Here is a 26,130-nt window from a genome sequence, read left to right on the forward strand (position 1 = left end):
ATAAAACCTGAATGGTGTGTTTGCTGACAACAAAGCAAATGACGACTTTATATCCCACTATGTTCAGATAAAACGCGCAGAATCCGCGGCCGCAGAAGGTAGCAGTGCTCTTTATATCCCACTATGTTCAGATAAAACACAGATTTTCGACATGATTGGCAACCTTGATTTATCTTTATATCCCACTATGTTCAGATAAAACGCAAGAGGCAGATGGATATTTGCAAACGTTGAAAGTTTCTTTATATCCCACTATGTTCAGATAAAACCCATTTGCCTTATCTTCAATGAGTTTAGCTCTTGCTTTCTTTATATCCCACTATGTTCAGATAAAACCCCGTTTCAAAACATTAGGGGCAAAACGTTATTTGGCTTTATATCCCACTATGTTCAGATAAAACGTTGCTTCCCACTCTCCCCAGACTTTTTCGCGAATAGTCTTTATATCCCACTATGTTCAGATAAAACAGTTATTGACCCAGGTATTCGCGAAATCCTCAGATGTCTTTATATCCCACTATGTTCAGATAAAACTAAAATTCAAAAACAGAAAAAGGAGAGATGACTAAGCTTTATATCCCACTATGTTCAGATAAAACTTTCGTATATGTTGCCAACCACTTCACAGTTTTCGTGCTTTATATCCCACTATGTTCAGATAAAACTGCAGTCCGGTGAATTGCATAAGATTTATCGCTCCGGGCTTTATATCCCACTATGTTCAGATAAAACAAAAAATAAATGCTATGTATTCATTAAATGGGGCAGCTTTATATCCCACTATGTTCAGATAAAACAAAATTCAAAAACAGAAAAAGGAGAGATGACTAAGCTTTATATCCCACTATGTTCAGATAAAACTTGCGATGCCGTCGTTCTTTGTGCGCTTTTCGTGCGTCTTTATATCCCACTATGTTCAGATAAAACAAACATTCTGTTATGTGTTGGCATAGTGGCGATGGTGACTTTATATCCCACTATGTTCAGATAAAACTCGTTTGTATGCAGGGGGCGCACCATCCGTTTTAACTTTATATCCCACTATGTTCAGATAAAACGAAAGTCTTTAAACGTTGATTCTTCCGAAATATCCGGCTTTATATCCCACTATGTTCAGATAAAACAAAAAATAAATGCTATGTATTCATTAAATGGGGCAGCTTTATATCCCACTATGTTCAGATAAAACAAAATTCAAAAACAGAAAAAGGAGAGATGACTAAGCTTTATATCCCACTATGTTCAGATAAAACTCGTTTGTATGCAGGGGGCGCACCATCCGTTTTAACTTTATATCCCACTATGTTCAGATAAAACAAAATTCAAAAACAGAAAAAGGAGAGATGACTAAGCTTTATATCCCACTATGTTCAGATAAAACCGATTCTCCTGTATCAGGATCCGTTACTTCTTCACCCTTTATATCCCACTATGTTCAGATAAAACTGAATTGTACTATATCGAAACGAAAAACGCATAATCCGCTTTATATCCCACTATGTTCAGATAAAACCGTCAACTCGACCTCTGCCTAATGCAGTTTGAGAATCTTTATATCCCACTATGTTCAGATAAAACATTACTGCCAACACGATGTCCCCCTTCTCATAGTGCTTTATATCCCACTATGTTCAGATAAAACAAGCCAATGGAATTTAATTCTTGAATGTGATGTATCTTTATATCCCACTATGTTCAGATAAAACCTTTGTAATTGACTGGCTCCTTCGATGATTGCAATCTTTATATCCCACTATGTTCAGATAAAACTCTGAATATGGTCAGCGATATCCGCGCCATCCTCTACCTTTATATCCCACTATGTTCAGATAAAACTCCTTGACCTGGTCTTGCTTACCCTTCGCCTGCCCTCTTTATATCCCACTATGTTCAGATAAAACGATTTGAGTTGTTTGATTTCGTCGTCTGCTTTTCTGACTTTATATCCCACTATGTTCAGATAAAACCCCTTAAAAAGACGCTAGCTAAGCCCCATGAAATCAACATTTATGAAGTGTGGACAAGACTGATTTTGCAGTAAACCAGTAGTCTTCATACAACTTATTTCAAATATACCCCATCAAAATTATTATATCAATGTATATGCCGATATTCCACAGTTGTTAGGTTTACTGCAAATTTGTTTAAAGAAAGATATCATCAAACGATTTTTCTACACCATAGGCTGTCTTTTTCATATGGTTAGGATTTCTCACTTCATATACATAGATTGAATCGACATCGGGATTAATAATTGATTCTATTTCATTTAAACATTGTAGCAATAATGTTTTCGTAATTTCCCCCTCGAACACGGAATTTTGGGACCAGGTTAGATACTCCTTTAGTTTCTTGCATATTTTACCTACTCTTTTCTCTCCAACATCATATGTAATGATAACAAACATCCTACCACCAAGCCTTCAATGGTTTATACTGCTGATCACCAATAAAATGCTTTATCAACTTGTAGCATTCCAGCCTAATAAAATATTTGTAAGAGACATTTCGCTTCAATCTACGGTGTTTAATTGTCGTTTCTAACTTCCCATTCCACTCTTTAATAAATTTCTTTTTTCCTGAATCATTCAGTATGACCATATCCTCTAAATATTCAAAGTCTGATGTTTTTATTTGCTTTCGATTTAAGAGTGCAAATATGACCGCATCAACCAGGAGAGGCTTGAAGATCTCCGCTATATCCAAACTCAATGAAAATCTTTTAGTAGAAGGTTCGTGTAAAAAACTCACCGTTGGATCTAAATGCGTTTTATAAATTTCGGTTAATACCGTTGTATAACAAATGCTATTTCCAAATGATATTATTGCATTTAAAGGGTCCTTTGGAGGCCTCTTTGTACGCTCGTCAAATGCAAATTCAGCTGGCAAAATATAATTAAAAGAAGCATAATATAGTTGTCGGATTGTTCCTTCCACACCCATTATTTCTGGTATACGCTGAACATTGTCCAATAAATCCAAATGGGACTGCATACTTTCCATTATAGAAGCTACTTCATCATAATTTTTATGGTTCCTCAGATTACGAAGCATGTGAAAAGCACTGCTGGAAACAAATTGTTTTGCTAAATACTGCCTTTTCACTTCATTCAAATAATGGTTGCTCTGGTTCACGACCGTGAATCCGGACACCTGCCTCGACCGAGGATAATACGTACCATTGTAAAATCCGTAGTAATTATAGAAGTGAATTCTCACATTATGCTGTGTTAACATATTCAGAAAGTCCGTATTAAAGTCTACCTTGCCAAATACATAGATATTTTCCATTTGATGAACCGGTAACGATTTTTTATTTTCCTCTTTATCAATAAAATAAAATGTATTGTTTTTCCTCCGCATTCGGCCACTCTTAAAAATATAATAATCTTTATTCATTACTCCTCACCTTCTTCCGCATAGCAAAAGTCGTAATAAGCGCATTTCGTACAGATTGGTGAATGAATAACTCCTGGCGGGTAAGATTGTTCCATAATTTCTTGGATAGATTCTTTAATTTTATCCAATTCTTCTTCATCTTTCTCTGTCAGCACTACTTCCTCCGTTCGTTTTTCTTTGGTATAACTAATCAGTCCTTTTTTGTTAAGCCCGCGTTTTTTAAGTTCATACAAGTAAAACAATAATTGCCACTTATCAGCCTTTGTCATTTTACTTGTAACTTTAACTTCTCTGACATATTCACCATCAATAGCATCAATTTTTATATTATCGACTGCTAATTCTTTCTCCTCTGAATTTTTATAAGCACGTTCATGTAGTATCTTGCCGGTCTGTACACGTTCATGTCCTTCTTCCAGTTGAATATTTTTAGCGTATAACCATAGCTTTCGATGGCACACAAAATAATACTGTATATGCAGACCACTGACCATTTCATCAACTCCTTATTAATCGAGCATAATTCCCATTTCTGTTTTTTCGCCCAAACCAATCCCGGCCAATGTATCCGGTTCGAAGTCATAATCAACATCCAGAACCTCGACATCTGGCAATATGTTATACTTTTGTCCATCCTTTCCCGTCTGATAAAAGTCAATTGGTGTGCGTTCCTGTTTGTGTTTATAGGCAGGAATAGAAACAGTGAACTTATCTATTTCACGACGTAGTTTTGTACGTTCACTTGAATCTTTTTCTGTTTCCAATGCTTCAAATAAATCTAGTATGTTATCGTATATAGTTCTGGGAATAACAGTAACCGACTGAATATCACGAAGAATTTCCTGTGCCTCATCATTCGTGTATTGATAATCTTCCAAGTAGTTCAATTTATGCACGGCACGTTGAAATTCCGCGTAAAATGCTGATCTTTGCAATTCTTCTTTGGAATATATCTTTCTGACCAGTTCAACCTTCTCTTTTTCACTAATTGCTTTATAATTAAAAGATTGTAAATATTTTTCTGTTATATTAACAATATCCTTATCGTATATTTTTGTGCCTGATACATCTTCAGTATAAATGTAAACATTCGGGTTATCATGATCCAATTCTCTCTTTCGATAACAACGACCGAATCGCTGCAGCAAACTATCAATTGTCGAAAGTTCTGTAAACAGTACATCGAAGTCAATATCTATAGATGCTTCCACCAATTGTGTTGTAATCCAAATTCCGTTTTCTTCCTCTTCGGCAAACCTTTTTATCTCGTCCTCCAACAAAGCACGGTCACGTTGAATAAACCGGGAATGCAATAGATGTACATTCTCACCCTTTAGTTGCTCGTAAAGTTCGATGGCCCGATCAACCGTATTAACAATTACGAGCACCTTTTGTTCAGTGGCCATTTCTGTTATCCGTCCAGTGTCATCTTTTATTGCAGTTTGCTGCAAACTGATTTTATGTCTGATAAAGGATTCGTCTACAAACTCCTCTGTTATTGCATTGTTATCTAGAATTCCTCTATCGGCTAGCTCGTCCAAATATATCTGCGGCATGGTTGCCGTCATAATCATGAATTTCCCGCCGATTTCATGAATCATTTCAATCGCCTTAAGAAGCACTGCTACAATCCATGGGTTATAGGCCTGAATTTCATCAATAATCACTTTAGAAAAAGCCATTGTTGCGAAATACTTCTCGTAACCCTTAAATTTAAAAGGAAACTTCAAAATTTGATCAATCGTTGTGAACAACAATTTATTCGCGAAGTTTCTAGACTGATCATAAATGATTTCCCAATCTTCATCGCCATTTTCATCCAAATGGGATGCACTTGTCCCGTGCAGTAAGCCAACATTTTTATAATTCATATTATTACGGACACGATCATAAAGTGCATTTAATGAAACGCGAATGGGAAGTGTGAAGAATGTTTTGTCTTCTCCTGCCCACAACAACGCAGCCTCTGTTTTCCCCATTCCGGTCTGTGCAACAACGATAAGATTCTTATTCTGATTTTTATAAGTGAATTCCTGGAGTGGGCGTAAGGCGTTTGATCCGAAGTTCTCCTGCATATAGTTGTGTGTCAGTTCGGCAATATTGACATCCGTATCAACCTCTATGGGGACATGGGCAGATGCTGCGTGGTCTAAACGGTGGAGCAATCCTTTAATCAGGATATACAGGTTATATGTTTCTTTATTATCTTTTACTTCTGTGATTCGATCTTTTGGTTTTAGCGGATTCGTAATTTTAAATTTCTTCTGATTTTTATCCGGGACCTTTATATTCATTTCACTCACAATTTTTGGGAAATGATAGATTATTTCGTTCTCATACACTTCAGTTAGAAACGAAACATTAGGCTGGGTATTCCGTTCATGATGAAAGGCTATCGCTTGAATAAGAATTCGTCTTTCTTCTTTGCTTAGATCCCAATCACTAACCGGTAAAAAGAATGGTGATAAATAATTATGGGGCACATGTCCGAATTCAGATACGGATACTGCCTCATCGGTTTTCAATGCCTTATGCATCTTTGTCTGAAAATCATTATTCACTTTGCCCAGATCATGATATTGGGCAGCCTTATACAATAAATCCCATACTTTTTCATAAGGTATTTTTTCGTAATAAGCATTTTTCAACACAGTAAATCTAGATAACAACTCGTCAGTATGTTCTTTTAATGTCTCCATCTCAGGTCTTGTTTTAGCAATCAACAATCTTATCACCTCTATTTTAATGGGCCAACGGGATATACCCGTTGGCAACAAGTTATTGGTTCCAGAAAACTGGGTAACCTTCATGATCTATTAATATTTGGCTATTAAAATAGTCTTCATTAATTTGCTCATTTCGTGGAATATAAATGGATGGTATTTTATTCCACTCTCTTATTCCTTTTTTAATGGTGTATGTCCAGTTTAATAAATAGGGAACTCCCAACCCTTCTTCCGTTACTTGCGCTTTAGGTACGTAAACGGCATGTTTTGTGAAGCAATCGTCTGTCTCGGTCAATGATACAAAGTCAAGTTCATCAATTCGGAGCAGATCTTCATGCCGACCTAAGGAAACAAATGAAGTTAATTCCTGAAAACCATGATAGATGTCATGTAACACCTCTTCTTCCGCTTTTATATGAAAAACAAGCTGAACATTATATAGCATATGGGTGTACAAGGGCATAGACGTCATAACATTAGTTGAATACTCAGGAGTTTCCTCAGAAATACCTTCCAGTACGATTGGCATAGCAAACTCATGCTTTTTTACTAAATACGTTTTCCGGTAATCCACCATCTGTGTTTCATAATCACCTTGAATGGAAAGTGAAAACGGAATAAGTCTGTCCGCATTCAAAACAGCATGAATCATCCCTTTCACTGTTGAATAAGGTGGTAGGGGATAAGTTTCTGTTACCTTATTGGCAAACGGCTTTTTATAGCATACTGTTTCCTGAAACGCCTTGATTCTTAGCACTTTCATACAGAAACACCGAAATAAGCGTCGACTTTTTTATTCAAATTTTCATAGAATTCATCAACAGTACCTGTCTTGGCAATACGATTAAATTCATCTTCATTATCAAACACTCCGCGAACATACCCGATATTCGTACTATCTTCAATCGATGAACCAAATACATTTGTTTTAATCGTATCTTCCAGTGACGGTGTATTTAATTGATCTTTACCTCCAAGGGACACACGGCCCTGGAAAAATGGATTCGGAATTGGATAAGCACCTCCAATGACGAACAACGGTGAAAGGTTCTCCTGCCTGCCACGAATTTCCCGATTTAAAAATTTAGTAACTTCTAAGAATTGCTTTACACGATTCGCTTTCTCTTCGTCATTTAATTCCACATCTGCATCTTTTCCTACTCGTGACAAATCAATGGTAACTGTGTACGTATAGTAACTGATATGCTGCTCAATCGTCGCTAAATTAGCGTCTTGGTTAATTCTTGAAGCAAGTCCCATATTGTTCAAGAATTCAAGGTCGCTCTTATACGGCTCTAACGATATTGCATGGCTCAACCTAGCAACTGCAGAACGTTTAGCTGCACCTGTTTTAGCTTTCGTTTTCATATAGCCAAACAGATCCATTTCTACCGAATCTTTAATGGTGCATTTTTCTTTAAACTGAATGACGCGCTGCTCTTTATCTACAACATCCAGGTTCCAATCAAAGAATTGGTTCCCGAGGCGCACCATATCGTAACGCAAACTTTGCCTGGAAGCGAACGTGTATACACCACCATCACCCCGGTGGAATTTTTTCAATTCGGAAATATTCGCGGTTCCCTCCCCATAATTTAATGAATTGGCACGGAAAACAACGGTAAATGTAATCGCCTTATTAGACATTGTTAAACTCCCCTTCCTCATTTGGTTTGGAAATTAATCCGGATACCCATGCATTAGCTACTGTTTCAAAGTCCATGCTTTTTTCGTGTAATGCTTCAAGCAGGATTGATGGCATTTCAAGTTCACTTGAGATATAAACTCTCATGACCGTATCCATGAATGTATTTCTATTCCCAGCCTGAACAGAATTTAATAAACGATAAGCCATACCCTGTGCCTTTTTAAGTCCAATCTTATTCCGCACTTGTTCAGCACTCTTGTACAATACCCAAATATACTTTTGTTGCTTTTCTGAATCCATATGGTTTACACCCTCCTTCGAGTAAAATTGATTAAAATGCCTCAAGATAGTCATGAACATAACTTCCAAAGGAGAATAATTATTTTTAACCTTGTCCCGGAGTGTTTCAAAAATAAAGATTCTCGTGTCCACGCCTTTAAGCAAATATTTAATAAACGCGGTTCGATTCTTATAAAAGATATATCCAAAAAGCTTGCTGTGTTTTCAAAAAGATGAATTAAATTGGGTGTCAAAATCATGTAATCTAGCATCGTCTTTTTAGCTTTGTAGTCCGATTCATACTCCAGTATAAGATAATTTTTCTTCAACATATCAGCCTTTAAACGCTGCTCACTAACTAAATCAAAAACCACTTCATCAAATGACATTTCCTCATCAGCTTCTGTATTATAATGTTCATTAGTATGGTATATTTGTTCAAAGGAACCATCAAACTGTATAAATACCGATTTCCCATTCGATATCGTTGCACCTGCAGGGGCGCAAAACAGCAGCAATTTAGCAAGTGCACTTATAGGAAAATAGTTTTTCCCATCACTGTTCCAGGTACTGTTCAAGGCGTTTTTAAGACTAAGTGCCAGTGGTGAAAATACACTTTCTTCAAACGAGAAAAATCCTAATCGAAAATCAGTCAAACTGCACTTAAGTACTTCTTCTTGTATGTATTCATTCATTTCTTCGCTGTTCTTGTTCTTAAGTGGACGTTTCAAAGATCCTAGAGATTTGTGTTCAGTATGTTGCAGTACATTGTGAGCACTTTCTGTACTACCTTGATCAATTGCTTGGATGAAATCCCATTCGTCAAGAACTGGTTGAATAAAGTCTTTCATTAGTAATTGTTTTTGTCCCTCGATATTTTTGGTATTATGAATCACGTTTAAAAAAGATACTTGACCGAAATACGGCTGAAAATAGATAGTTTTAAATGTATTGCAGGTCAGCTTTTCATCTATTTCCCGTGTATATAGGTTTTCTATGATCCTATTAAGCCAGTCATCCATTACTTCATGATATGTTTTTTCATTTCTGTAGCTTTTGACATGTTCAAGAATTATGTGACCGGCATCGGTGTCTTTAAAATATTTGCTAATTTTGGTTTCAATTTCTTTCAATCGAGAGTTCAACAATGATTTAACATTCTTGTTTCCTTTTTTCCATTTACTATGCCAGCTGTTAAGAATCTTTTCATGTCTCTTGGCAACACTATATTTGTTTAGAAAATAATAGAAAAACGCGTCAGGCAATACCTTCAGTTGTTCCTTTGTAACAACAAAACCGTCATTGGTTGTTGGAACATATACGCCATACGATTCTAGTATTCTTTTATAACCAACCATCCCCTGAGTGAAAGCCCATTCGTTCATAGAGACTTCAACTTGTTCCAATCAATTCACCTCCTTCTCCATTTCTAAAAGTCCTAGACCTAATGACCTCCGCATACTGATCCCGTTATCATAGAGACCCTGCAAGTCTTCAGGATCACCTTGAAGTTGTATAAGTCCTTTATTTGTTGTTAAATAAAGTGGTTTGTCCTGTTCCTGATGAAGGTTTTCTTTGAGAACTTGCTTGGTCATCATCGTTTGCACTACCTTGATTGGCTGTTTCATTTCTTTGCCGGAAGCTTCGCGAAGTACTAATTCCGCAACATAGGCTAATTCATTGGCAAAGTTACTGTCCGTTGCCAGCAGCGGTTTATTATCTTTTGATTCAATAAGTATAGGCGATAATGTCCTAAATACAACATTTTCTTCGGTAATAGTTTTCTTGGGAAGTAAGCTTTTTCGTTTCAGGGTCACACGAGAACCTTTAATAAGGTATGCTTGTCCTTTTTGCGAGCCATTCATAAGATGCATAATAAATTCATAACTGGAGCTTGATACATTCAAATGTAATTCATTACCGTAAATCATATTCTGTCTAATATCCAGATTATTTATATATGTTGAGTAGGCAAACGGTTTCATTTGGCGCCTGTTCTGAACAAACAGGTAGTCATAGTATGTCTCGGATCCGTTTTTAATCATTTCCTTAAGGATGGATAACGTCCCCAGTCTGTATGCCACAGGAATCGACTGCATATCAAAGACTAATTTCACTCTCACTTAATCACCCCCTTTCAAGTAATATGATGTATTTATCCCCACTCTACCACATAGCCCATACAAAAACATGCACACCCCAAAAAATTTAATACCATTCCGCTTTCCGGTCCTGGAAAATCGAGATTTGGCTCCGGATGTCATCTACCTTATCCAATTCAATATCAGCTAAAACGATTTTTTCATCATCGCCGCCTTCTGTAACTATATTCCCCCACGGATCGACCACCATGGACATGCCACCGAATTCGTTGTCCGGATCGGCGCCGACGCGGTTACAGGCGACAATGTAGCATTGGTTTTCTATTGCACGGGCCTGCAGTAATGTACACCAGTGATCAATGCGCTGTTTCGGCCATTGGGCGACGACATACATGACTTTTGCCCCATTCACCGCTGACTTGCGCATCCATTCCGGGAAGCGGATGTCATAACAAATAAAACCTGCCGAATCGATGCCCGCTAGCTTAAAGTCTGGATAATCTTCCCCACTGGTCAGATGCAAATGCTCATCCATCAGCTGGAATAGATGTAGCTTACTGTACTTATGGACAAGGTTTCCTTCTTCATCCACCACCAGCATCGTATTTTTCATATCTTCCCCGTCCTGTTCAGCTGCCGATCCGCCAACGATAGCGACATTCAATTCCCTGGCTAAGTCGCCTAAAAATTCAATCGTCGCTTTCGCATCTTTGTCAGCCAGCACGTCAAAGCGATCCAAATCATAGCCTGTGTCCCATAACTCGGGCAGAACAATAATTTCCGCTCCCACCTGCACGGCATCCATCACCCACTTGCCGACACGGTTGAAATTAACTTTTGGATCACCATACGTTACATCCATTTGAATCATTGCCACTTTTTTCTTCACAACGAACACCTCCTGCCTTCAGCTTATCATGAAACTAATTCACACCCTACCGATTGGGATGATGACCTTCCGAATTGACCTTTTTAGCGACGCAAGACCGAGACAGTGAACGCTTCCTTCGCATAAAAAATCCATGCGACCAGTTATTGCCGCATGGATTTTTCCTATGGTAATTCAGCCTGTTTTCAAAACTTAAAAAAGCACTGGAAGTCCAGTGCCTTTTACATTAGAAAAGATGTCTGTTATCGACACCTTAGCTACAACCTATTCTATTTTCGTTTGCTTTAACTAATTAATCCTCAAGCTCTGGAAGCACACGAACCTCTTTATTCATTGGAGATTGGCATAGCGGGCATTGTGGCGTTTCTTCAAAACTGTATGATTCTCTCATCCAGCCGGCGCAATCCTCGTTCGTGCAAGCCCAAACATTGGTGTCCACTTCTTGAACCGGCTTTTTTGGTCCCCGAGAAAACGACATAACAGCATCCCCCTTCATGGTATTACTACCATTATACGCCTTTATCAAAAAATAGTAAAATTTTCATCAAACCATGTTGGGGTGCTGCAGAGAGTTATAAAATAAATTTTTCAATCGCTTTACCGACACCGTGCTGTTCATTTGTATCGGTTACGTAATCAGCTGCATTTTTGATGGCTTCCTGTGCATTTCCCATTGCGACGCCAATACCGGCCGATTGAATCATTTTCATATCATTAAGACTGTCGCCTACTGCCAAGACGTTATCCATGGTAATACCCAATTCTTCACAAACACGTTGTAGTGCGCTTGCTTTGTTTACACCTTTAGGATTGACTTCCACGTTTGTTGGGAGGGAATTGGTCAGCTCCAAGTCATCATAATAGGACAACTCTTTCACAATCATATCTAATTTATCCGTATCTTGTGAATCACAGCCGAATTTAAGCCACTCATGCGCGGAGAAGTCATCAGGCCTATTTCCATACCATACATCTCCAGTGGACATCATCCACGTATTAACCCCCACCCCTTTACACAATTGCCACATCATTTTCACCCGGTCCGGAACGAGTAAATGCCGTTCAAGCAATTCTTTTTCCATCGTCCATAGCTCGCCGCCATTGCAGGTTACCAGGTACGATTGCAAGTTAAGAGATTCAGCATACGGATAGCACGAGCCGATCCATCTCCCTGTACTAAGCACGACTCGCACCCCTTTATCAAGTGCCTGTGTTATTCTTTCCTTATTATATGCAGCAATCGTTTCCTCGCCTGTCAGCAATGTCCCATCCATATCCAACGCTACCAATTTAATATCCATTACTCTGACGCCTCTCTTTCCAATGTTCCTTTGTCATAAATTCGTGTTGTCACATACGGAACTAATAATAACAATAGTAAAACAAAGAATAATGCTTCTATATTATACAAATCAACAATTAAACCACCAAGGAACGGTCCAATCATTCGCCCGGCCGAACCGACGCTGTTGACGAACCCTTGATAAAATCCTTCCCGGCCTGGTGGTGCTAAGTCATTCGCCAGTGTAGGGACTGCAGGCCACACAAGCATTTCACCGATTGTCAGAATAACCATCGCTACCGCAAAAAACGCGAACACATCAGCAAACATAGCAACGACGTAGGACACAAGAAAAATCGTCGTCCCTACATAAATTTGCACCTTTTCCGATGTAATGACCTTGGTTATCCATGCGATCAATGGCTGGCCGACAACGATGAGAAATCCATTTAGTGCCCAAAGCAAACTATATTTATCAAGCGAAATCCCAATATCCTGTGTGTAGGACGCGATGGTCGATTGCCACTGACTATAGGCAATCCAAGAAACCAGCAATCCGCTACACAGAATAAGCAAGGCAATAAATGCCGACTTATCTTTTATTTTCTCACTCTGTTCAAAAACCGATGTGTGGACACGGTTATTTCTTACAATATCCATATTTCTGAACGTAATCAACGTAAACAGAAAAAACATGCCAAACAATGTAGCGTTGGAAATAAACACATAATTAAACGAAAGACTTGCTACATAGCCAGCAATAGACGCACCAAGAGCAACGCCTAGATTTCGGGCTACATAGATGGCATTAAAGGAACGTCGTCCACCATCAGGCCAAACTGACCCGGCCATAGCAAACATAACCGGCCATGTCATACCAGCACTGAAGCCGATTATGACAAGCAAGATAGAGTATGGCACAATGCTATGGTAAAAGGATAACGTAACTGCTGAAACAAATGCAGTCCCCGTACCGATCAAAACGGTTTTGTACGCACTAAATTTATCGAATAGCACACCACCAACGAGATTGCCGATAATGGCCGCTCCCTGGTTCAGCGCCAAAATGAACCCGGCAAACGCAAGCGTCTTGCCGAGTTCATTGTGCATATATATCGTATTTAACGGCCACAGAAAGGAAGCACCTGTTACATTGATTGTCGTTCCTATTACCAACAACCAGATATATCTCGGCAATCCAATCAACCCACTTCTTATCGAATATCATCATTTAATTTTAATATATTTCGATGGTCTAAGCAATTATTAGTTTTTGGTATGTAATAAAATGGTGGATTAAATGGAATCACTTAATGAAGATGCTGAAGCGCACCCCCGTGACTGAGTTCGGCCTCGGAGCCGCGCGACTTTCCTGTTTTTCGCGCGAGTTTCTGCCTGGGCCGCGCATGTTTCTCGTTTTTCGCGCGAGTTTCTGCCTGGGTCGCGCGAAAAGGACAATTGCTATTTTCAACATTTTTCATTATAATGTAACAAAGAATGACAACGTTTGCATTCTTATAATTCTATCATTTGGGGGCAACAAAGGGGGAAACATACGTGATAACCGCTACATGGGACTGGTTATGGGACAAACATAATCAGGCAAAGAAACTGCTGCAATTTTTTGCACGGCCGAATGAATCCAAGTTAGGATCTGAAAGCACACATCCGGATTCGGCAACTGGTAATGGCGGGGATGGTGGCAACCGATCCTATAGACCTGCGCAATTAATTGGCTTATTTTTAGGTCCGATTCTTTTTCTACTATCCTTTCTATTTTTCCACCCGGAAGGACTGGGTAGCGAGGCCCAGGCGATTCTGTCCAGCACACTTTGGATCGCTGTCTGGTGGATGACGGAAGCTGTTCCAATTCCGGTAACATCCCTGCTTCCGATTGTTCTTTTTCCGCTAACCGGCGGACTGGACGTAGATGCAACGACATCTTCGTATGGAGATGACACTATCTTCCTGTTTATGGGAGGATTTATGATTGCGCTTGCCATGGAAAAATGGAATCTCCATCGACGAATTGCATTGAACATTATCACGATGATCGGCACTAACACCGAACGAATCATCCTTGGATTTATGGTAGCAACCGGATTTTTGTCAATGTGGATTTCTAACACGGCCACCGCCATGATGATGGTGCCGATCGGACTTGCTATCATTTATCAAGTGTCCGACCAACTCAAAGACGATGACTCCATCGATACGTCTCCGGAAAACTTTGGATTCGGAAAAGCACTCATGCTGGCTATCGCCTATTCCGCATCGGTCGGTGGCATTGCAACATTGATTGGAACGCCTCCTAATACGGCGCTTGCCGGGTCCATAGATAAGTTGTATGGCATAGAGTTGTCTTTCGCTAAATGGATGCTGTTTGGCGTGCCAATCGCTTGGATTTTTATTTTTATCATATGGTTTTATTTGGTCAAAGTTGCTTATCCTTTGAAATTCAGTCAGCTGCCTGGCGGGAAAGAAGTCATTCAGAGCGAAAAAGATAAACTTGGTCGGGCTTCATACGAGGAAAAAATCGTCCTGACCGTGTTTACACTTGCCGCTCTGGCCTGGATTAGCCGTTCATTCGTTCTAGCGGAAATCAATGAAAATATTAATGATGCGATTATTGCGATGACGGCATCAATCGTATTGTTTATCATTCCGTCTAAAAACAATAAAGGTGACCATTTGCTTGACTGGAATACTGCCGTCAAACTCCCATGGGGAATACTCCTCCTGTTCGGCGGTGGGCTTGCCATTGCCAGCGGATTTAGCCAATCAGGGCTGTCGGAGTGGATTGGCAGTCAACTGAACGTACTAGAAAATATCAATCTATTTATCGTATTGCTTGTTGTGGCTGGTATGGTTATTTTCCTTACCGAAATCACATCTAATACGGCAACAGCAAACATGATGTACCCGATTATGGCTTCATTAGCGATTGCACTTGGCATCCATCCATTTGCAGCGATGATCGCAGCCGGTGTTGCTGCATCGTGTGCATTCATGCTTCCGGTCGCGACACCACCGAATGCTGTCGTGTTTGGCTCTGGGTATTTACGGATTCCGGACATGGCTAAAGCCGGATTCGCCTTGAATATAATCGGCATTCTGCTTGTCGGCCTTGCCGTTTATTTCTGGCTCCCTGTAGCATGGGGCCTCGACCTGAGTGAAATCCCGGAAATGCTTAAAACCAACTAAAAAAGGAAAGCCTCGACCGATGCGCTCCCCTTAATGGGGATCCACATCACGAGGCTTTCCTTTTATTTTGCCGCATAAAACGAATGAACAAGACGTAAATAACCGGAACACACGCAATCGCTGCAATTAGCCCCGTCCAGCCAATCTGATTCCATAATGGCCCCAGTGCGGAACTGCCAAGCGACACGCCAATATAATAGGAAACAAGATAAAGACTGGAAGCACTGCCTTTATGATGGCTCACTTCCTCTCCGACCGACGAAGCTGTCAGAGAATGCGCTGTAAAAAAGCCAAGACACGTGACACATAGTCCAGTGGCAATCATCCATAGGTCGGGTCCCAGTGTCAGTAGCATGCCGCCCGCCATAACAAACACGCCGGCAATCCGAACCGCTCGCAGACCGAAGTGACCGGCCAACCAGCCTGCAACTGGTGAACCTATCACTCCAAGGCCATAAGCCAGAAACATATAGGAGATCACCTCTAGTGATAGTGAAAACGGCGGCGCCTCCAGATAAAATGGCAAATACGTCCACATACCGGTAAACGACAGCTGCAGCACAATACCTAGACCAAAAATTAACAATAGCGACGGATTTTTCAAATGGTAGGCAAACCACTTCAGATCGTTGGAAAAAGCATCCCGGCTCGGTTCGAAAAAGCGTGACTTCGGCAGCATGAGGATAACCGCTGCCAGAATGATAATACCAAGCCCTGCCAAAACATAAAACGCCATCTGCCATGAAAAATGGTCGGTAATGTAACCCGTCACCACCCGTCCAACCATTCCACCAAGCGCGTTGCTGGATATGTAAAGCGCTGTTGCCACATGTACACGGCGTCGGTCAATTTCCTCACTCAAGTACGCTAAGGCAGCCGCCGGAAGTCCTGCCAGGGCAAATCCTTGCAGAAACCTCAAAGCCAGCAGAACCATAAACGAATCAAACAGTGGCATGACTACAAACGGAATCGCCGAACCAGCTAAGGACAATTTGATAAAAGTCGTCCGCCCATAGCGATCTGATAAAAATCCAAGCACAATCAATCCGATAATCAGACCGGCTACCGTCAGCGATAACGACAGTCCCGAGGCAGATACCGACACGCCAAACGTTTTCACAAAAACCGGAAACAGTGGCTGCACGGCATACATACCGGCGAAAACGAAAAACGATGCCAGTGCCAGACTAATAGTAATTCGCCAAAAGTGAACATTTGTAATCGCTTGTTCCCGCTGTCGCATCTATTTCACATCCAATGACAATCAATCTTGTAAATGCCGGCTTAAACCGGCTTTTGTTTATTTATTCACCGTGAAATATTATTTCTGCTGAAAATGATAGATTTGCACCATGTTAATTTTCCCCAGTTTGAATCGTTTCCGTTTCCAATACGTAACGATCACGACCGGCACCTATTCCGAAAATCATAACCATCAGTATGACACTTATCAGCGTAATGAGCGGAACAGTCCACGCGTGTGTCACATCATATAAAAATCCAATAAACATGGGACCAACCGCAGCCAGTGTATACCCAATCGACTGCGCCATTCCGGATAGTTCCGCTGCATGCTTCGCGTTGTTAGCACGCATTCCTAAAAAGGCAAGTGCCAAAGCAAACGTTCCACTAAGCGTAATCCCCACCAAAATAGTGCTGATGACCATTGCTACAAATGAGTCACCAATCAATAAACCACTATAACCGCCAAGCGCAATCAACCCCATGACAAACACAATACTGCGCTGCGACTTCATTTTTCCGGCAGCAACCGGGACGATAAAACTAGCAGGCAATCCGACAAATTGAGCAATTGAAAGCATCCAGCCAGCAGTCCCCATCGCCATACCGTTATCATGTAAAATTTCCGGTAGCCATGAAATCGTGACATAAAACATGAACGACTGCAGTCCCATAAAGCAGGCAACCTGCCAGGCAAGTGGTGACTTCCACATCCGATTGTCATGTACACCTACATATTTTATGTTGGCATCCTCATCGTCTTTGTTTTTTTTCGATAAGTATAACCAAATAATTATCCCCAGAACGGATGGTATTGCCCATACAAGGAGCGCTGGCTGCCAGCCCATTCCAAGCCCCTCCGCAAACGGTATGCTCAAACCGGAAGCGGCAGCAGCCAATGTACCCATCGCCGTTGAATACACACTTGTCATTAACCCAACTTTTTGCGGGAATTTCTCCTTTATGACCCCTGGTAGGAGAACGTTCAGCATGGCAATCCCCATGCCGATGAACAATGTTCCAGCGAAAAGAAGCGTCATCACTGAAATCAATCGTATGCTAATTCCAAACAATAGCAGTACAAGCCCTACTAAAAGCATTCGTTCATTGGAAAAACGATTGCCAAGCCTTGGAGCAATCGGCGACATAAGTGCAAAGGCTACTAGCGGCAGACTTGTTAGCATCCCCGCGCTCCAATTGGACAGACCGACATCATCACGGATCATACCAATCACCGGGCCGACTGATGTGATTGCCGGACGCAAATTGAATGCGACAAGTACAATCCCTGCCACAAGTAAAAAACGGTATAACTGTCTTGTCGAATAATCCTTTGTCATGTCTGAAATTCCTTTCTGTAAAGCTCTGCGGACGAACAGCAAGCAAACCACTTTAGAAACCATGCACCACGCATTTCCAAATAAGAAACCTCACTGATATCCAATACAATTCCTTAACCTACTATAGCATAACGACCATGATTCAAAAAGAATAAGTGATTTTTGCATTGAGTAACGATTCTCATTGAAAAAATACATACGAAATAATTCACGAAAGACGAGTAGAATTACATAAAAAATTCCTTGCCGGAGCAAAGAATATCTGGACCACACTCTATTTCTCTGATGTTTCTGCTTATTTAGCGATGTTCAAGGCTATCTTTACTTTCATCCTTTTAAGCTGCTATACCACAAACCATTTATTCCTAATAGCCACTAGAGCTGCATTCGTTCTATTTGTTACATGAAGCTTTTTTAAAATTGATATCACATGGTTTTTCACTGTTTTGGACGATATAAATAAGTTTTCAGCTATCTTTTCGTTTTGATTGCCCCTAACAATTTGCTCAAGTATTTCCCACTCTCTTTCAGTTAAAATTCCATTAGGACGCTTCACTTCCTTATAGGTTATCCTTAAATAGTCATCTAGAAGTATAGGGGACAGATGAGGATGAATATATCGTCGATTTTCCAGCATGTTATTTATAGCATAAATTAACTCGGTCGATTCCATTCCATTAAAGAAATAACCTAAGAGCCCTAATTGAAATAACTGTGTCATCGTTTCATTTTCAACCTCAGAGACCCATACAGCTACTCTTTTCTCCAGTTTCAAACAATGTTTAATCAGTTCAAAAGCATTTATGTCTGAATCCATATCAATCACAATTAGATCAGCAGACTGCTCTTTTCCATAAAATGAATGAAGTTGTCTCGATCCATAAGTCGTCAATTTATGCCGTGGTAATTCTTGCTGCAAAACCTTTTGTATTCCATCCCGTAATATCCCTGGTTCTTTAATTAAAACAATGTTGCTCATGTTATTTTTCTCCTCGTTTTATAAGATTCTATAGGTGAATGAAAATGGTATGGAAACCGGGCTTTCATTCACCTTTACATTTCTTCCTATTCACTAAAGCCGGAATTGCCGTACCAGTCCATTCAGCTCCTGAGCAAGTTTAGCCAAATCGGTCGCGCTTGAAGCAACTTCTTCCATGGAACTGCTTGTCTGTTGGGAGGATGCTGATGTCTGCTCAACCCCAGCGGCTGACTCTTCAGATACTGCTGCGATTTCCTGGATGGAACTGTTCATTTGCTGACTGTTCACAGCGATTTCCGACAGGTTTTCTGACACTGATTGAATGCTATTTACAACATTTGTAACCGCTTCTCGAATGTTTTCAAATTTTTTACCGGTTGTTTGAACTTGTTCGGTACCTTTTTCAACCTCGGTGTAACCTACCTGGAGCGAATCGGTTACAGCAGTAGATTCACTTTGGATATTCGACACGATAGTAGTAATATCCGTAACCGATTCAGCTACTTGCTCTGCCAGCTTTCGGACCTCATCGGCCACTACAGCAAATCCTTGACCATGTTCACCCGCCCGTGCTGCTTCAATAGCGGCATTCAGCGCCAACAAATTCGTCTGATCGGCTATATCCTTTATAACAGAAACCAGTTTGGAAATCTCTTGTGATTGAGTATCAAGTCCCTGCACCTTTTGTACAGCATCACTTACAATTCGATCAATTCTTTCCATCTGAATACTGGAATTTTCCATTAACTGACTACCTTCCTCCGTCATACTTAACACATCATTTGACGACTGTTTTATCTGTTCGCCGTTTTCATTTGCTTCTTGGACCTTCGTCGTAAATGACGTCATCACAGAGGAAAGGTCACTGGAATTGTTTGCCTGCGTTTCGGACCCACTTGCCAATTCTTGCATGGTGGAAGCGATCTGTTCCGCACCAGACTTCACTTCACTAGCCGATTGCGTCAACTCCTCGCTTTGACTGCTGACTGTTTCTGATACCCGCCCAATCTGCTGAAGTAAGTCCCTCATTTGTTCGTTCATGTCATTTGATGCTGTTATCAATTGTCCAATTTCGTCATCCGTTTTCCTTTCAATTGGTTCCTGTGTCAGGTCACCACTGGCTATTGCTTTCATTCGTTCCACTACGGTTTGAATCGGATTCGATATTCGACGTGTTATCACAAGCGAAACAGCAATCGCCACTGCAAAGACGATGGCAAGAGTGATACCAATAGGCAAGAGAATAGCTTGTGCTTTATTCTCAAATTCGTTTTTGTTAATGATTCCACCAATAGTCCAACCAGTCGTCGGATTCTTGAAATATCCAATTAATTTATCTGTTCCATTAGATTGAAAATCGACTGTACCACGTTTTCCCGAATCGGAAATCGTCTGATAGTAAGACGTGTTTGATATGTCTTCACCAATCCGCTCTTTATCCGGGTGAGCCAAAAGACTTCCTGAATTATCAATTAGTACAGCATTACCTGTATCACCAACTTCAACCTTATCAATCATACTAAACAGAAAGTCAACGGACACATCAGCACTTATAGCCCCCTTTAACTCGCCATCGTTATAGTAAGCTTGAGCCGCGCTGACGACTGTTTCACCTGAAGCTTTATCAATATATGGTTCCGTCCAAATAGTGTTCCCTTCAGCTTCCACAGCCTGCTTATACCATGGCCGTTCCCTTGGGTCGTAATCCTCTCCTAGGTCAGAATTTGGATAAATAATTGTTTCACCTGATTTCTCCATTCCGGTCAGAACATTTTTAATAGACTCATTTGCATCACCGGTGTCCTTAAAATAGTCAAATAACACTTGCCTCTCTTCTGACTGATAATCCGTAAGTATTTCTTTGGAGGTAAGTCTACTAAGTGTGTTGTCTATATTACTAAAAAATAGTTCAAACGTATCATTCATGCCTGTCATCTGACTCTCAACGTTTCCGGACAGTTCCTCGGTAGTTAAGTTAACACTTGAATTATAGCTTATAAGTCCAACGACACCACCAGTTATTAAGATTAAAATTAAAAACGGCACTAGAATCCTTAACTGAATGCTTCGGTTGAAAAAACGTCCTTTTTTCACTTTTTTTTCACTTGTCATTTTTCTCCTCCTCCGAATATGAATTTTGTCTTTTTCTTAAGTGCTACAAGACTTTTTCCAAGGCTTCTTTAATCCGGTCTGCACTAAATGGCTTGACAATAAAATCGTTGGCTCCTGCACGGATGGCTTCTAAAACCATTTCCTGCTGTCCCATAGCAGAGCACATAATGATTTTGACGTCTGAGTTCAGTTTTTTGATTTCTTTCACCGCTTCTACACCATTCATCTCTGGCATCGTTATATCCATTGTTATTAGTTCAGGCTCTAATTCCTTATATTTTTCAACAGCATCCTGTCCATTCTCAGCTTCCCCGATAACCTCATGCCCAAGTTGAGTCAAATTGTTTTTTAGCTGCATGCGCATAAATGCCGCATCATCTGTCACAAGTATTTTCGTCATAGTACAATTCCTCCTATTCCACTTCTTCTTCAGCTGCTTCTTTCAATTCATTGACTTCTTCCAAATTTAAAATCTGATCCATTTCCAGTAAGATTAATAGACTATCATCGAATTTGGCGACGCCTTTTATAAACGATTCATTGATTCCATTAATCACTTCCGGTGCCGGTTCAATCGTACTTGTATCAATATCCACGACATCGGAAGCTTCATCGACGAGTAATCCAGCCTGTACATCTCCCATTTGCACAATTAGCATCCGCGTTCCCTTTTCACGTGATGTTTCACCAAGTCGCAGTCGCTGCTTTAAGTCAATAACGGGGGTAATTTCCCCACGCAAATTGACAACTCCTTTTATGAACTCTGATGTCCGCGGAATACTAGTTATGTTTTCCAATTCCTCAATAGATAGCACTTCCATCACGTTAGCTCCATATTTTTGTTGATCCATCTGGAAAACAATTACTTTCATGGAATCTTCCATACAAATCCTCCTCATTTAATCAGTTCATTTGGGTCAATAATGAGCGACACTTGTCCATTACCTAATATCGTTGCACCTGAAATCGCGTACACATTTTTTAAATAGTTACCCAATGACTTAAGAACAACTTCCTTTTTGCCAATAAACGAATCGACCATTAAACCGGTCATTTTATCGGCTTTTTTTATAATAACAACAGGTTGATAATTATTTTTATTCTCCACATCACTTTCTTGAACGTTGAATACATCCTGGAGTGAAACTAACGGAACAACTTTGCCGCGGAAATCCATTACCTTTTGCCGTTGGACGTGCATTATTTCTTTTTCTTCCAATAAAACCGTCTCAATAACGGAGGAAAGTGGAATGCCGTAGATTTCGTCCTGCACATGAACCAGCAACGTATTTAAAATGGACAAGGTCAACGGCAACTGGATTGAAAATTTACTTCCTTTACCTGGTTCGGATTCCACATTAATATCCCCACCAAGCGCTTCGATTTTCATACGTACGGCGTCTAAACCAACACCGCGCCCCGAAATATCCGATACACTCTTCGCAGTACTAAACCCGGAAGCAAAGATGAATTGATAAACGTCTTCGTCCTTTAAACTTTGGGAATGATCAGCGGACAATAATCCATTTTCAATTGCTTTATTAGCAACTTTTTCACGATTTATGCCTTCCCCGTCATCTTCTATTTCAATGAACACATGATTACCGCTATGATAAGACCTGAGCGTTAGGTTGCCTACTTCCGGCTTGCCATTTGCTAAGCGCTCTTCCGGTGACTCAATCCCATGATCAACAGAATTTCGGATTAAATGAACAAGCGGATCACCAATTTCATCAATTACCGTTCTGTCAAGCTCCGTTTCTGCACCGACAATATTAAGATCAATTTTTTTATGTAAGTCCTTTGCTAGCCCTCGCACCATTCGTGGGAACCGATTAAAGACTTGTTCCACAGGCACCATACGCATCGTTAAAATAACACGCTGCATATCCTGCGACACTCTAGCAATATGTTCGATGGTATCGGTTAGTTCCTGGTTTTTCAGCTGACTTGAGATATCCTCCAGTCGACCGCGATCAAGCACCAATTCCTCAAACAAGTTCATCAAATGATCGATTCGGTCACTGCTGACTCGGATTGTCTTGGATGAAGCATGCTTGGATTTCTTTCCGGAAGCTTTTTCTTGTTCAGAGACACTCTTATCAGATTCGGGCTGCGGACTTTTATGTTGCGATTTTTCTTCAGCTTGTTCCTCTTCAGGCGCTTCATTCCCGGCGTCAAACGCTACAATCGTCACATCATCAATCTCTGAAACAGTATGAATACGACTCTTGATTGATTCTGCTGATTCATTTGATAATAGAACAATTGAAAAGGACTGTTCAAAGGCTTCTGCTTCTAGTTCCTCAACCGTTGGAACCGATTTAATTACTTCGCCGAGCTTTTCCAACACTTCGAATACCATATAAACGCGTGCAGCCTTCAACATACAACCATCCACAAGCTTCACGGTTATCTGAAAGGTACTATATCCCTGTTCCGCAGCTTGGTGAGCAACCGTCAACTGGTAGTCATCCAGTGCTAACTCGTTCATAATCGTTGTTTCCTGTTTATTTCGTCCCCCTGATGATGTACCTGTCCCATTCTCAATCTGTTCAAGCTGTTGAACAAGACCACTGACATCTTTGCTTCCATCCTCCCCACTATTGATGGCACTGACCATTTCTTCTAAGTCTTCCAGCGCTTCCACTAATATATCAATGACTTGTTCCGAGACTGCCAGCTCGCTTTTCCGGATTTTATCAAGCACATTTTCCATTTTATGTGTCAGGGACGCAATGTCATCGAATTCCATCGTCGCTGCCATCCCCTTCAATGTATGAGCCGAGCGAAAGATCTCATCAACCAGGTCAAGATTGTCTGGCTGCTTTTCTAATTCAAGCAGATTATCGTTAATCGACTGGAGATGTTCATTACTTTCATCAAGAAAAATCTCCATGTATTCATTTGTCTCCATGTAAGGATTCCTCCCTCCTGCTAATTAATCAAGTAATAAATAGACTGTCATATCACCTATATCGGTGAATGTGACCGTAACATCAATCCCTTGCTTAAAACCCAAAATTTTCGTATTCCCTTGCATCATGGTAGGGGATGTGATGTTTAGCGAAATCCCTTCTGTAATGATATTAGTTGAAAGGCCGCCTGCGATCATATTTCCAAGTTCACCGCTAAAGGATATAAGCATTTCTCCTTCAAGTGACATGCCGTACATGGTTTCTCCAATCGCGCTAAACACCTCCGGATCGCCCGAAAGGACAAGTTTCCCCTGTATATCTCCGGTGATGCCAATCAATACCCCGTACTCAAGATGGAACTCTTTTGCCAATAATGTGGGTTTCTGTCGTGAATATTGCACAGGAACTACTGTATCAAGAGAAGTAAACGTGGCATTAAGTAGGTCAGTCACAGCTTTATTACGTTCGTTTGTTGTCAATTGCATTATCTTTATCCCCTCTCATTCTTAGTTGAATCGCCTTCTTCTAAGTCAATGTCATAGTTTGGTAGTATGAGCAATTCCACCCGTCTGTTTTTGGCCATATTTTTTCCATTAGTATTGGGTGCAATTGGATGATGCTCACCATATCCTTTCGAGCTGAACCGTTCAGGATCCAATTGTTCATTTTTTAATAATAACCGCATGAAGTTAATGGCTCGCATTGCGCTCAGCTCCCAATTCGATGAAAATTCACTGGTATGGATAGGACGGTTATCCGTATGTCCACTGACAATAATCTCGTGTGGCGGGTCGGTATATAAAAAATTAGACACTTCTCTAGCAACAGCTTTTCCTTTCGCTTTCACTTTCGCACTACCGGTATCAAATGATACATCATTAAGGATCGTTATTAGCAGTCCTTCACCGGATAGAGTCGTTCCTATTACATCTGTTAACCCATTTTTACTAATGTAATCATTAATTTGCTTCTGCAAGTTCTGTAATTGTGTTAGCTCTGCCGCTCCTTTGTCTTTCTCGTTATCTTTCCTATTACTATCTCCCGTTTCCGCGGCCGGTCCCGTTGGTTCTTTGTCAATGGTACTGCTGTTGTTCTCCAACACCCCATTTCCTCCGCTAAGTTCACTATTAAATACTTGAACAAGCCTTTCGTATTTCTGGGCGTCGATTTCACTCATAGCAAACAACACAATAAATAACGCAACTAAAAGGGTCAACAAGTCAGAATATGGGAGCAGCCATGACTCACTCACATGTGGCCGATTACGCTGTTTCTTGTTCTTCATCGTCTCCCTCCTGCATAATATCTGTCATTTCTTTTGACGATAGATATGAACTCAGCTTATCTTTAATCATGCGCGGCGAGTCCCCATTTGTGATGGATAGTAATCCCTCAATCATAATCTGTTTAATTCGAACTTCATTCTCCGATTTCTCTTTCAACTTATTGGCAAACGGATGCCATAAGACATAACCTGAAAAGATCCCTAATAATGTGGCAATGAATGCTGCTGAAATTGCTTTCCCAAGTGCCTCGATATCGTTTAAGTCACTCAAAGCAGCAATGAGTCCGATTACAGCACCAAGTACTCCTAATGTGGGGGCATAGGTGCCTGCCTGCGTAAAAATAGCAATCCCTTTTTGGTGTCTTTCTTCCATAGCATCGATTTTTTCGATTAATACTTCTCGAATGAAGTCAGGTGACTGACCGTCAACAGCCAATTGCAGACCGGAAGAAAGAAAAGTATCATTCACGTTGTCAATCTCTTTTTCCAGCCATAGAAGTCCCTCGTTCCTTGTTATTTTCGCCCAGTGTTCAAATTGCTTAATAATCTCCTGCACATTATTTGTTTTTTCTTCAGTGAAAATGATTTTCAACAGGGTAGGAACTTTTGTTAATGTGTTCATTGGAAAAGCTATAAAAACAGAAGCTGCAGTACCTAGGAAAATAATCAACAGTGCTGCTGGATTTATTACAGCAGCAGGATTGACTCCTTTCAAAAACATTCCC

Annotated in this window: 24 protein-coding genes and 1 CRISPR repeat array (1 of these 25 cut by a window edge); of the genes, 1 reads left to right on the forward strand and 23 read right to left on the reverse strand. The window is 40.5% G+C overall.

Annotated elements, in window-relative coordinates:
• Positions 1 to 1,967: a CRISPR direct-repeat array (repeat unit 29 nt; unit sequence CTTTATATCCCACTATGTTCAGATAAAAC); it begins 1,589 nt to the left of the window's first position.
• Positions 1,968 to 2,144: 177 nt separating this feature from the next.
• The 13 genes from cas2 to FFL34_RS04130 all read right to left on the reverse strand — a co-directional run bounded on the left by cas2 (position 2,145) and on the right by FFL34_RS04130 (position 13,522).
• Complete coding sequence (gene cas2 / locus FFL34_RS04075) at positions 2,145 to 2,408, reverse strand: CRISPR-associated endonuclease Cas2 (protein WP_138601716.1); 264 nt, start codon at positions 2,406 to 2,408, stop codon at positions 2,145 to 2,147.
• A gap of 1 nt (position 2,409) precedes the next feature.
• Positions 2,410 to 3,399: a type I-B CRISPR-associated endonuclease Cas1b gene (gene cas1b, locus FFL34_RS04080; RefSeq protein WP_138601718.1), complete on the reverse strand. Its 990-nt coding sequence runs from the start codon at positions 3,397 to 3,399 to the stop codon at positions 2,410 to 2,412.
• Positions 3,399 to 3,893: a CRISPR-associated protein Cas4 gene (cas4, locus tag FFL34_RS04085; RefSeq protein ID WP_138601720.1), complete on the reverse strand. Its 495-nt coding sequence runs from the start codon at positions 3,891 to 3,893 to the stop codon at positions 3,399 to 3,401. The genes cas1b and cas4 overlap by 1 nt, the downstream gene beginning before the upstream one ends.
• A gap of 15 nt (positions 3,894 to 3,908) precedes the next feature.
• Positions 3,909 to 6,122: a CRISPR-associated helicase Cas3' gene (gene cas3, locus FFL34_RS04090; protein WP_171046259.1), complete on the reverse strand. Its 2,214-nt coding sequence runs from the start codon at positions 6,120 to 6,122 to the stop codon at positions 3,909 to 3,911.
• Between the two features lie 55 nt (positions 6,123 to 6,177).
• Positions 6,178 to 6,888 carry a type I-B CRISPR-associated protein Cas5b gene (gene cas5b / locus FFL34_RS04095; RefSeq protein WP_138601724.1) on the reverse strand — a complete coding sequence of 237 codons (711 nt, stop codon included), beginning with the start codon at positions 6,886 to 6,888 and terminating at the stop codon, positions 6,178 to 6,180.
• Positions 6,885 to 7,772: a type I-B CRISPR-associated protein Cas7/Cst2/DevR gene (gene cas7i, locus FFL34_RS04100; RefSeq protein ID WP_138601726.1), complete on the reverse strand. Its 888-nt coding sequence runs from the start codon at positions 7,770 to 7,772 to the stop codon at positions 6,885 to 6,887. Before cas7i ends, cas5b begins: the two co-directional genes overlap by 4 nt.
• Positions 7,765 to 8,205, reverse strand: a complete 441-nt coding sequence (cas8a1, locus tag FFL34_RS04105) for a type I-B CRISPR-associated protein Cas8b1/Cst1 (protein ID WP_171046260.1) — start codon at positions 8,203 to 8,205, stop codon at positions 7,765 to 7,767. Before cas8a1 ends, cas7i begins: the two co-directional genes overlap by 8 nt.
• A complete protein-coding gene (locus tag FFL34_RS18150; protein WP_171046261.1) occupies positions 8,124 to 9,458 on the reverse strand; it encodes a Cas8a1 family CRISPR/Cas system-associated protein in 1,335 nt (444 codons plus the stop codon). Before FFL34_RS18150 ends, cas8a1 begins: the two co-directional genes overlap by 82 nt.
• The gene (cas6, locus tag FFL34_RS04110) at positions 9,459 to 10,175 is read right to left on the reverse strand and encodes a CRISPR-associated endoribonuclease Cas6 (RefSeq protein WP_138601730.1); all 717 of its coding nucleotides are present in this window, start codon (positions 10,173 to 10,175) and stop codon (positions 9,459 to 9,461) included.
• Positions 10,176 to 10,260: 85 nt separating this feature from the next.
• Positions 10,261 to 11,043: a carbon-nitrogen family hydrolase gene (locus tag FFL34_RS04115; protein WP_138601731.1), complete on the reverse strand. Its 783-nt coding sequence runs from the start codon at positions 11,041 to 11,043 to the stop codon at positions 10,261 to 10,263.
• Between the two features lie 292 nt (positions 11,044 to 11,335).
• Positions 11,336 to 11,521 (reverse strand): cold-shock protein, encoded by a 186-nt coding sequence (locus tag FFL34_RS04120; RefSeq protein WP_138601733.1) that lies wholly within the window; start codon positions 11,519 to 11,521, stop codon positions 11,336 to 11,338.
• Positions 11,522 to 11,615: 94 nt separating this feature from the next.
• Positions 11,616 to 12,344 (reverse strand): Cof-type HAD-IIB family hydrolase, encoded by a 729-nt coding sequence (locus tag FFL34_RS04125; RefSeq protein WP_138601735.1) that lies wholly within the window; start codon positions 12,342 to 12,344, stop codon positions 11,616 to 11,618.
• Positions 12,344 to 13,522: an MDR family MFS transporter gene (locus FFL34_RS04130; RefSeq protein ID WP_138601737.1), complete on the reverse strand. Its 1,179-nt coding sequence runs from the start codon at positions 13,520 to 13,522 to the stop codon at positions 12,344 to 12,346. The genes FFL34_RS04125 and FFL34_RS04130 overlap by 1 nt, the downstream gene beginning before the upstream one ends.
• Positions 13,523 to 13,882: 360 nt before the next feature.
• Between FFL34_RS04130 and FFL34_RS04135 the strand changes: the two genes are divergently transcribed.
• Entirely contained in the window at positions 13,883 to 15,529 is a 1,647-nt protein-coding gene (locus tag FFL34_RS04135; RefSeq protein WP_138601739.1) for an SLC13 family permease, read from the forward strand.
• Between the two features lie 46 nt (positions 15,530 to 15,575).
• On the opposite strand, the gene FFL34_RS04140 is transcribed toward FFL34_RS04135, so the two are convergent.
• The 10 genes from FFL34_RS04140 to motA form a co-directional block, all read right to left on the reverse strand.
• Positions 15,576 to 16,772 carry an MFS transporter gene (locus FFL34_RS04140; protein ID WP_138601741.1) on the reverse strand — a complete coding sequence of 399 codons (1,197 nt, stop codon included), beginning with the start codon at positions 16,770 to 16,772 and terminating at the stop codon, positions 15,576 to 15,578.
• A 112-nt stretch (positions 16,773 to 16,884) separates the two neighbouring features.
• Positions 16,885 to 18,111 (reverse strand): CynX/NimT family MFS transporter, encoded by a 1,227-nt coding sequence (locus FFL34_RS04145; protein WP_138601743.1) that lies wholly within the window; start codon positions 18,109 to 18,111, stop codon positions 16,885 to 16,887.
• Positions 18,112 to 18,454: 343 nt separating this feature from the next.
• Positions 18,455 to 19,090, reverse strand: a complete 636-nt coding sequence (locus FFL34_RS04150) for a response regulator transcription factor (protein WP_138601745.1) — start codon at positions 19,088 to 19,090, stop codon at positions 18,455 to 18,457.
• Between the two features lie 93 nt (positions 19,091 to 19,183).
• Positions 19,184 to 21,202: a methyl-accepting chemotaxis protein gene (locus FFL34_RS04155; protein ID WP_138601747.1), complete on the reverse strand. Its 2,019-nt coding sequence runs from the start codon at positions 21,200 to 21,202 to the stop codon at positions 19,184 to 19,186.
• A 43-nt stretch (positions 21,203 to 21,245) separates the two neighbouring features.
• Entirely contained in the window at positions 21,246 to 21,602 is a 357-nt protein-coding gene (locus FFL34_RS04160; RefSeq protein ID WP_138601749.1) for a response regulator, read from the reverse strand.
• 13 nt (positions 21,603 to 21,615) lie between these two features.
• The gene (locus tag FFL34_RS04165) at positions 21,616 to 22,086 is read right to left on the reverse strand and encodes a chemotaxis protein CheW (RefSeq protein ID WP_138601751.1); all 471 of its coding nucleotides are present in this window, start codon (positions 22,084 to 22,086) and stop codon (positions 21,616 to 21,618) included.
• Between the two features lie 11 nt (positions 22,087 to 22,097).
• A complete protein-coding gene (locus FFL34_RS04170) occupies positions 22,098 to 24,119 on the reverse strand; it encodes a chemotaxis protein CheA (protein WP_138601752.1) in 2,022 nt (673 codons plus the stop codon).
• 24 nt (positions 24,120 to 24,143) lie between these two features.
• Positions 24,144 to 24,605, reverse strand: coding sequence for a chemotaxis protein CheX (locus FFL34_RS04175; protein ID WP_138601754.1), 462 nt, complete (start codon positions 24,603 to 24,605; stop codon positions 24,144 to 24,146).
• Positions 24,606 to 24,610: 5 nt separating this feature from the next.
• A complete protein-coding gene (gene motB, locus FFL34_RS04180) occupies positions 24,611 to 25,405 on the reverse strand; it encodes a flagellar motor protein MotB (protein WP_138601756.1) in 795 nt (264 codons plus the stop codon).
• Complete coding sequence (gene motA / locus FFL34_RS04185; RefSeq protein ID WP_234031545.1) at positions 25,383 to 26,126, reverse strand: flagellar motor stator protein MotA; 744 nt, start codon at positions 26,124 to 26,126, stop codon at positions 25,383 to 25,385. Before motA ends, motB begins: the two co-directional genes overlap by 23 nt.
• Positions 26,127 to 26,130: the final 4 nt, after the last annotated feature.

Source organism: Lentibacillus cibarius (assembly GCF_005887555.1).
GTDB lineage: Bacteria > Bacillota > Bacilli > Bacillales > Amphibacillaceae > Lentibacillus > Lentibacillus cibarius.

What these genes read in the sequence shown, in the direction of transcription:
- cas2 (WP_138601716.1), bottom strand. Translation starts at nt 2,408, where the DNA reads ATGTTTGTTATCATTACATATGATGTTGGAGAGAAAAGAGTAGGTAAA.
- cas1b (WP_138601718.1), bottom strand. Translation starts at nt 3,399, where the DNA reads ATGAATAAAGATTATTATATTTTTAAGAGTGGCCGAATGCGGAGGAAA.
- cas4 (WP_138601720.1), bottom strand. Translation starts at nt 3,893, where the DNA reads ATGGTCAGTGGTCTGCATATACAGTATTATTTTGTGTGCCATCGAAAG.
- cas5b (WP_138601724.1), bottom strand. Translation starts at nt 6,888, where the DNA reads ATGAAAGTGCTAAGAATCAAGGCGTTTCAGGAAACAGTATGCTATAAA.
- cas7i (WP_138601726.1), bottom strand. Translation starts at nt 7,772, where the DNA reads ATGTCTAATAAGGCGATTACATTTACCGTTGTTTTCCGTGCCAATTCA.
- FFL34_RS04120 (WP_138601733.1), bottom strand. Translation starts at nt 11,521, where the DNA reads ATGTCGTTTTCTCGGGGACCAAAAAAGCCGGTTCAAGAAGTGGACACC.
- FFL34_RS04125 (WP_138601735.1), bottom strand. Translation starts at nt 12,344, where the DNA reads ATGGATATTAAATTGGTAGCGTTGGATATGGATGGGACATTGCTGACA.
- FFL34_RS04140 (WP_138601741.1), bottom strand. Translation starts at nt 16,772, where the DNA reads ATGCGACAGCGGGAACAAGCGATTACAAATGTTCACTTTTGGCGAATT.
- FFL34_RS04145 (WP_138601743.1), bottom strand. Translation starts at nt 18,111, where the DNA reads ATGACAAAGGATTATTCGACAAGACAGTTATACCGTTTTTTACTTGTG.
- FFL34_RS04150 (WP_138601745.1), bottom strand. Translation starts at nt 19,090, where the DNA reads ATGAGCAACATTGTTTTAATTAAAGAACCAGGGATATTACGGGATGGA.
- FFL34_RS04155 (WP_138601747.1), bottom strand. Translation starts at nt 21,202, where the DNA reads ATGACAAGTGAAAAAAAAGTGAAAAAAGGACGTTTTTTCAACCGAAGC.
- FFL34_RS04160 (WP_138601749.1), bottom strand. Translation starts at nt 21,602, where the DNA reads ATGACGAAAATACTTGTGACAGATGATGCGGCATTTATGCGCATGCAG.
- FFL34_RS04165 (WP_138601751.1), bottom strand. Translation starts at nt 22,086, where the DNA reads ATGGAAGATTCCATGAAAGTAATTGTTTTCCAGATGGATCAACAAAAA.
- FFL34_RS04170 (WP_138601752.1), bottom strand. Translation starts at nt 24,119, where the DNA reads ATGGAGACAAATGAATACATGGAGATTTTTCTTGATGAAAGTAATGAA.
- FFL34_RS04175 (WP_138601754.1), bottom strand. Translation starts at nt 24,605, where the DNA reads ATGCAATTGACAACAAACGAACGTAATAAAGCTGTGACTGACCTACTT.
- motB (WP_138601756.1), bottom strand. Translation starts at nt 25,405, where the DNA reads ATGAAGAACAAGAAACAGCGTAATCGGCCACATGTGAGTGAGTCATGG.
- motA (WP_234031545.1), bottom strand. Translation starts at nt 26,126, where the DNA reads ATGTTTTTGAAAGGAGTCAATCCTGCTGCTGTAATAAATCCAGCAGCA.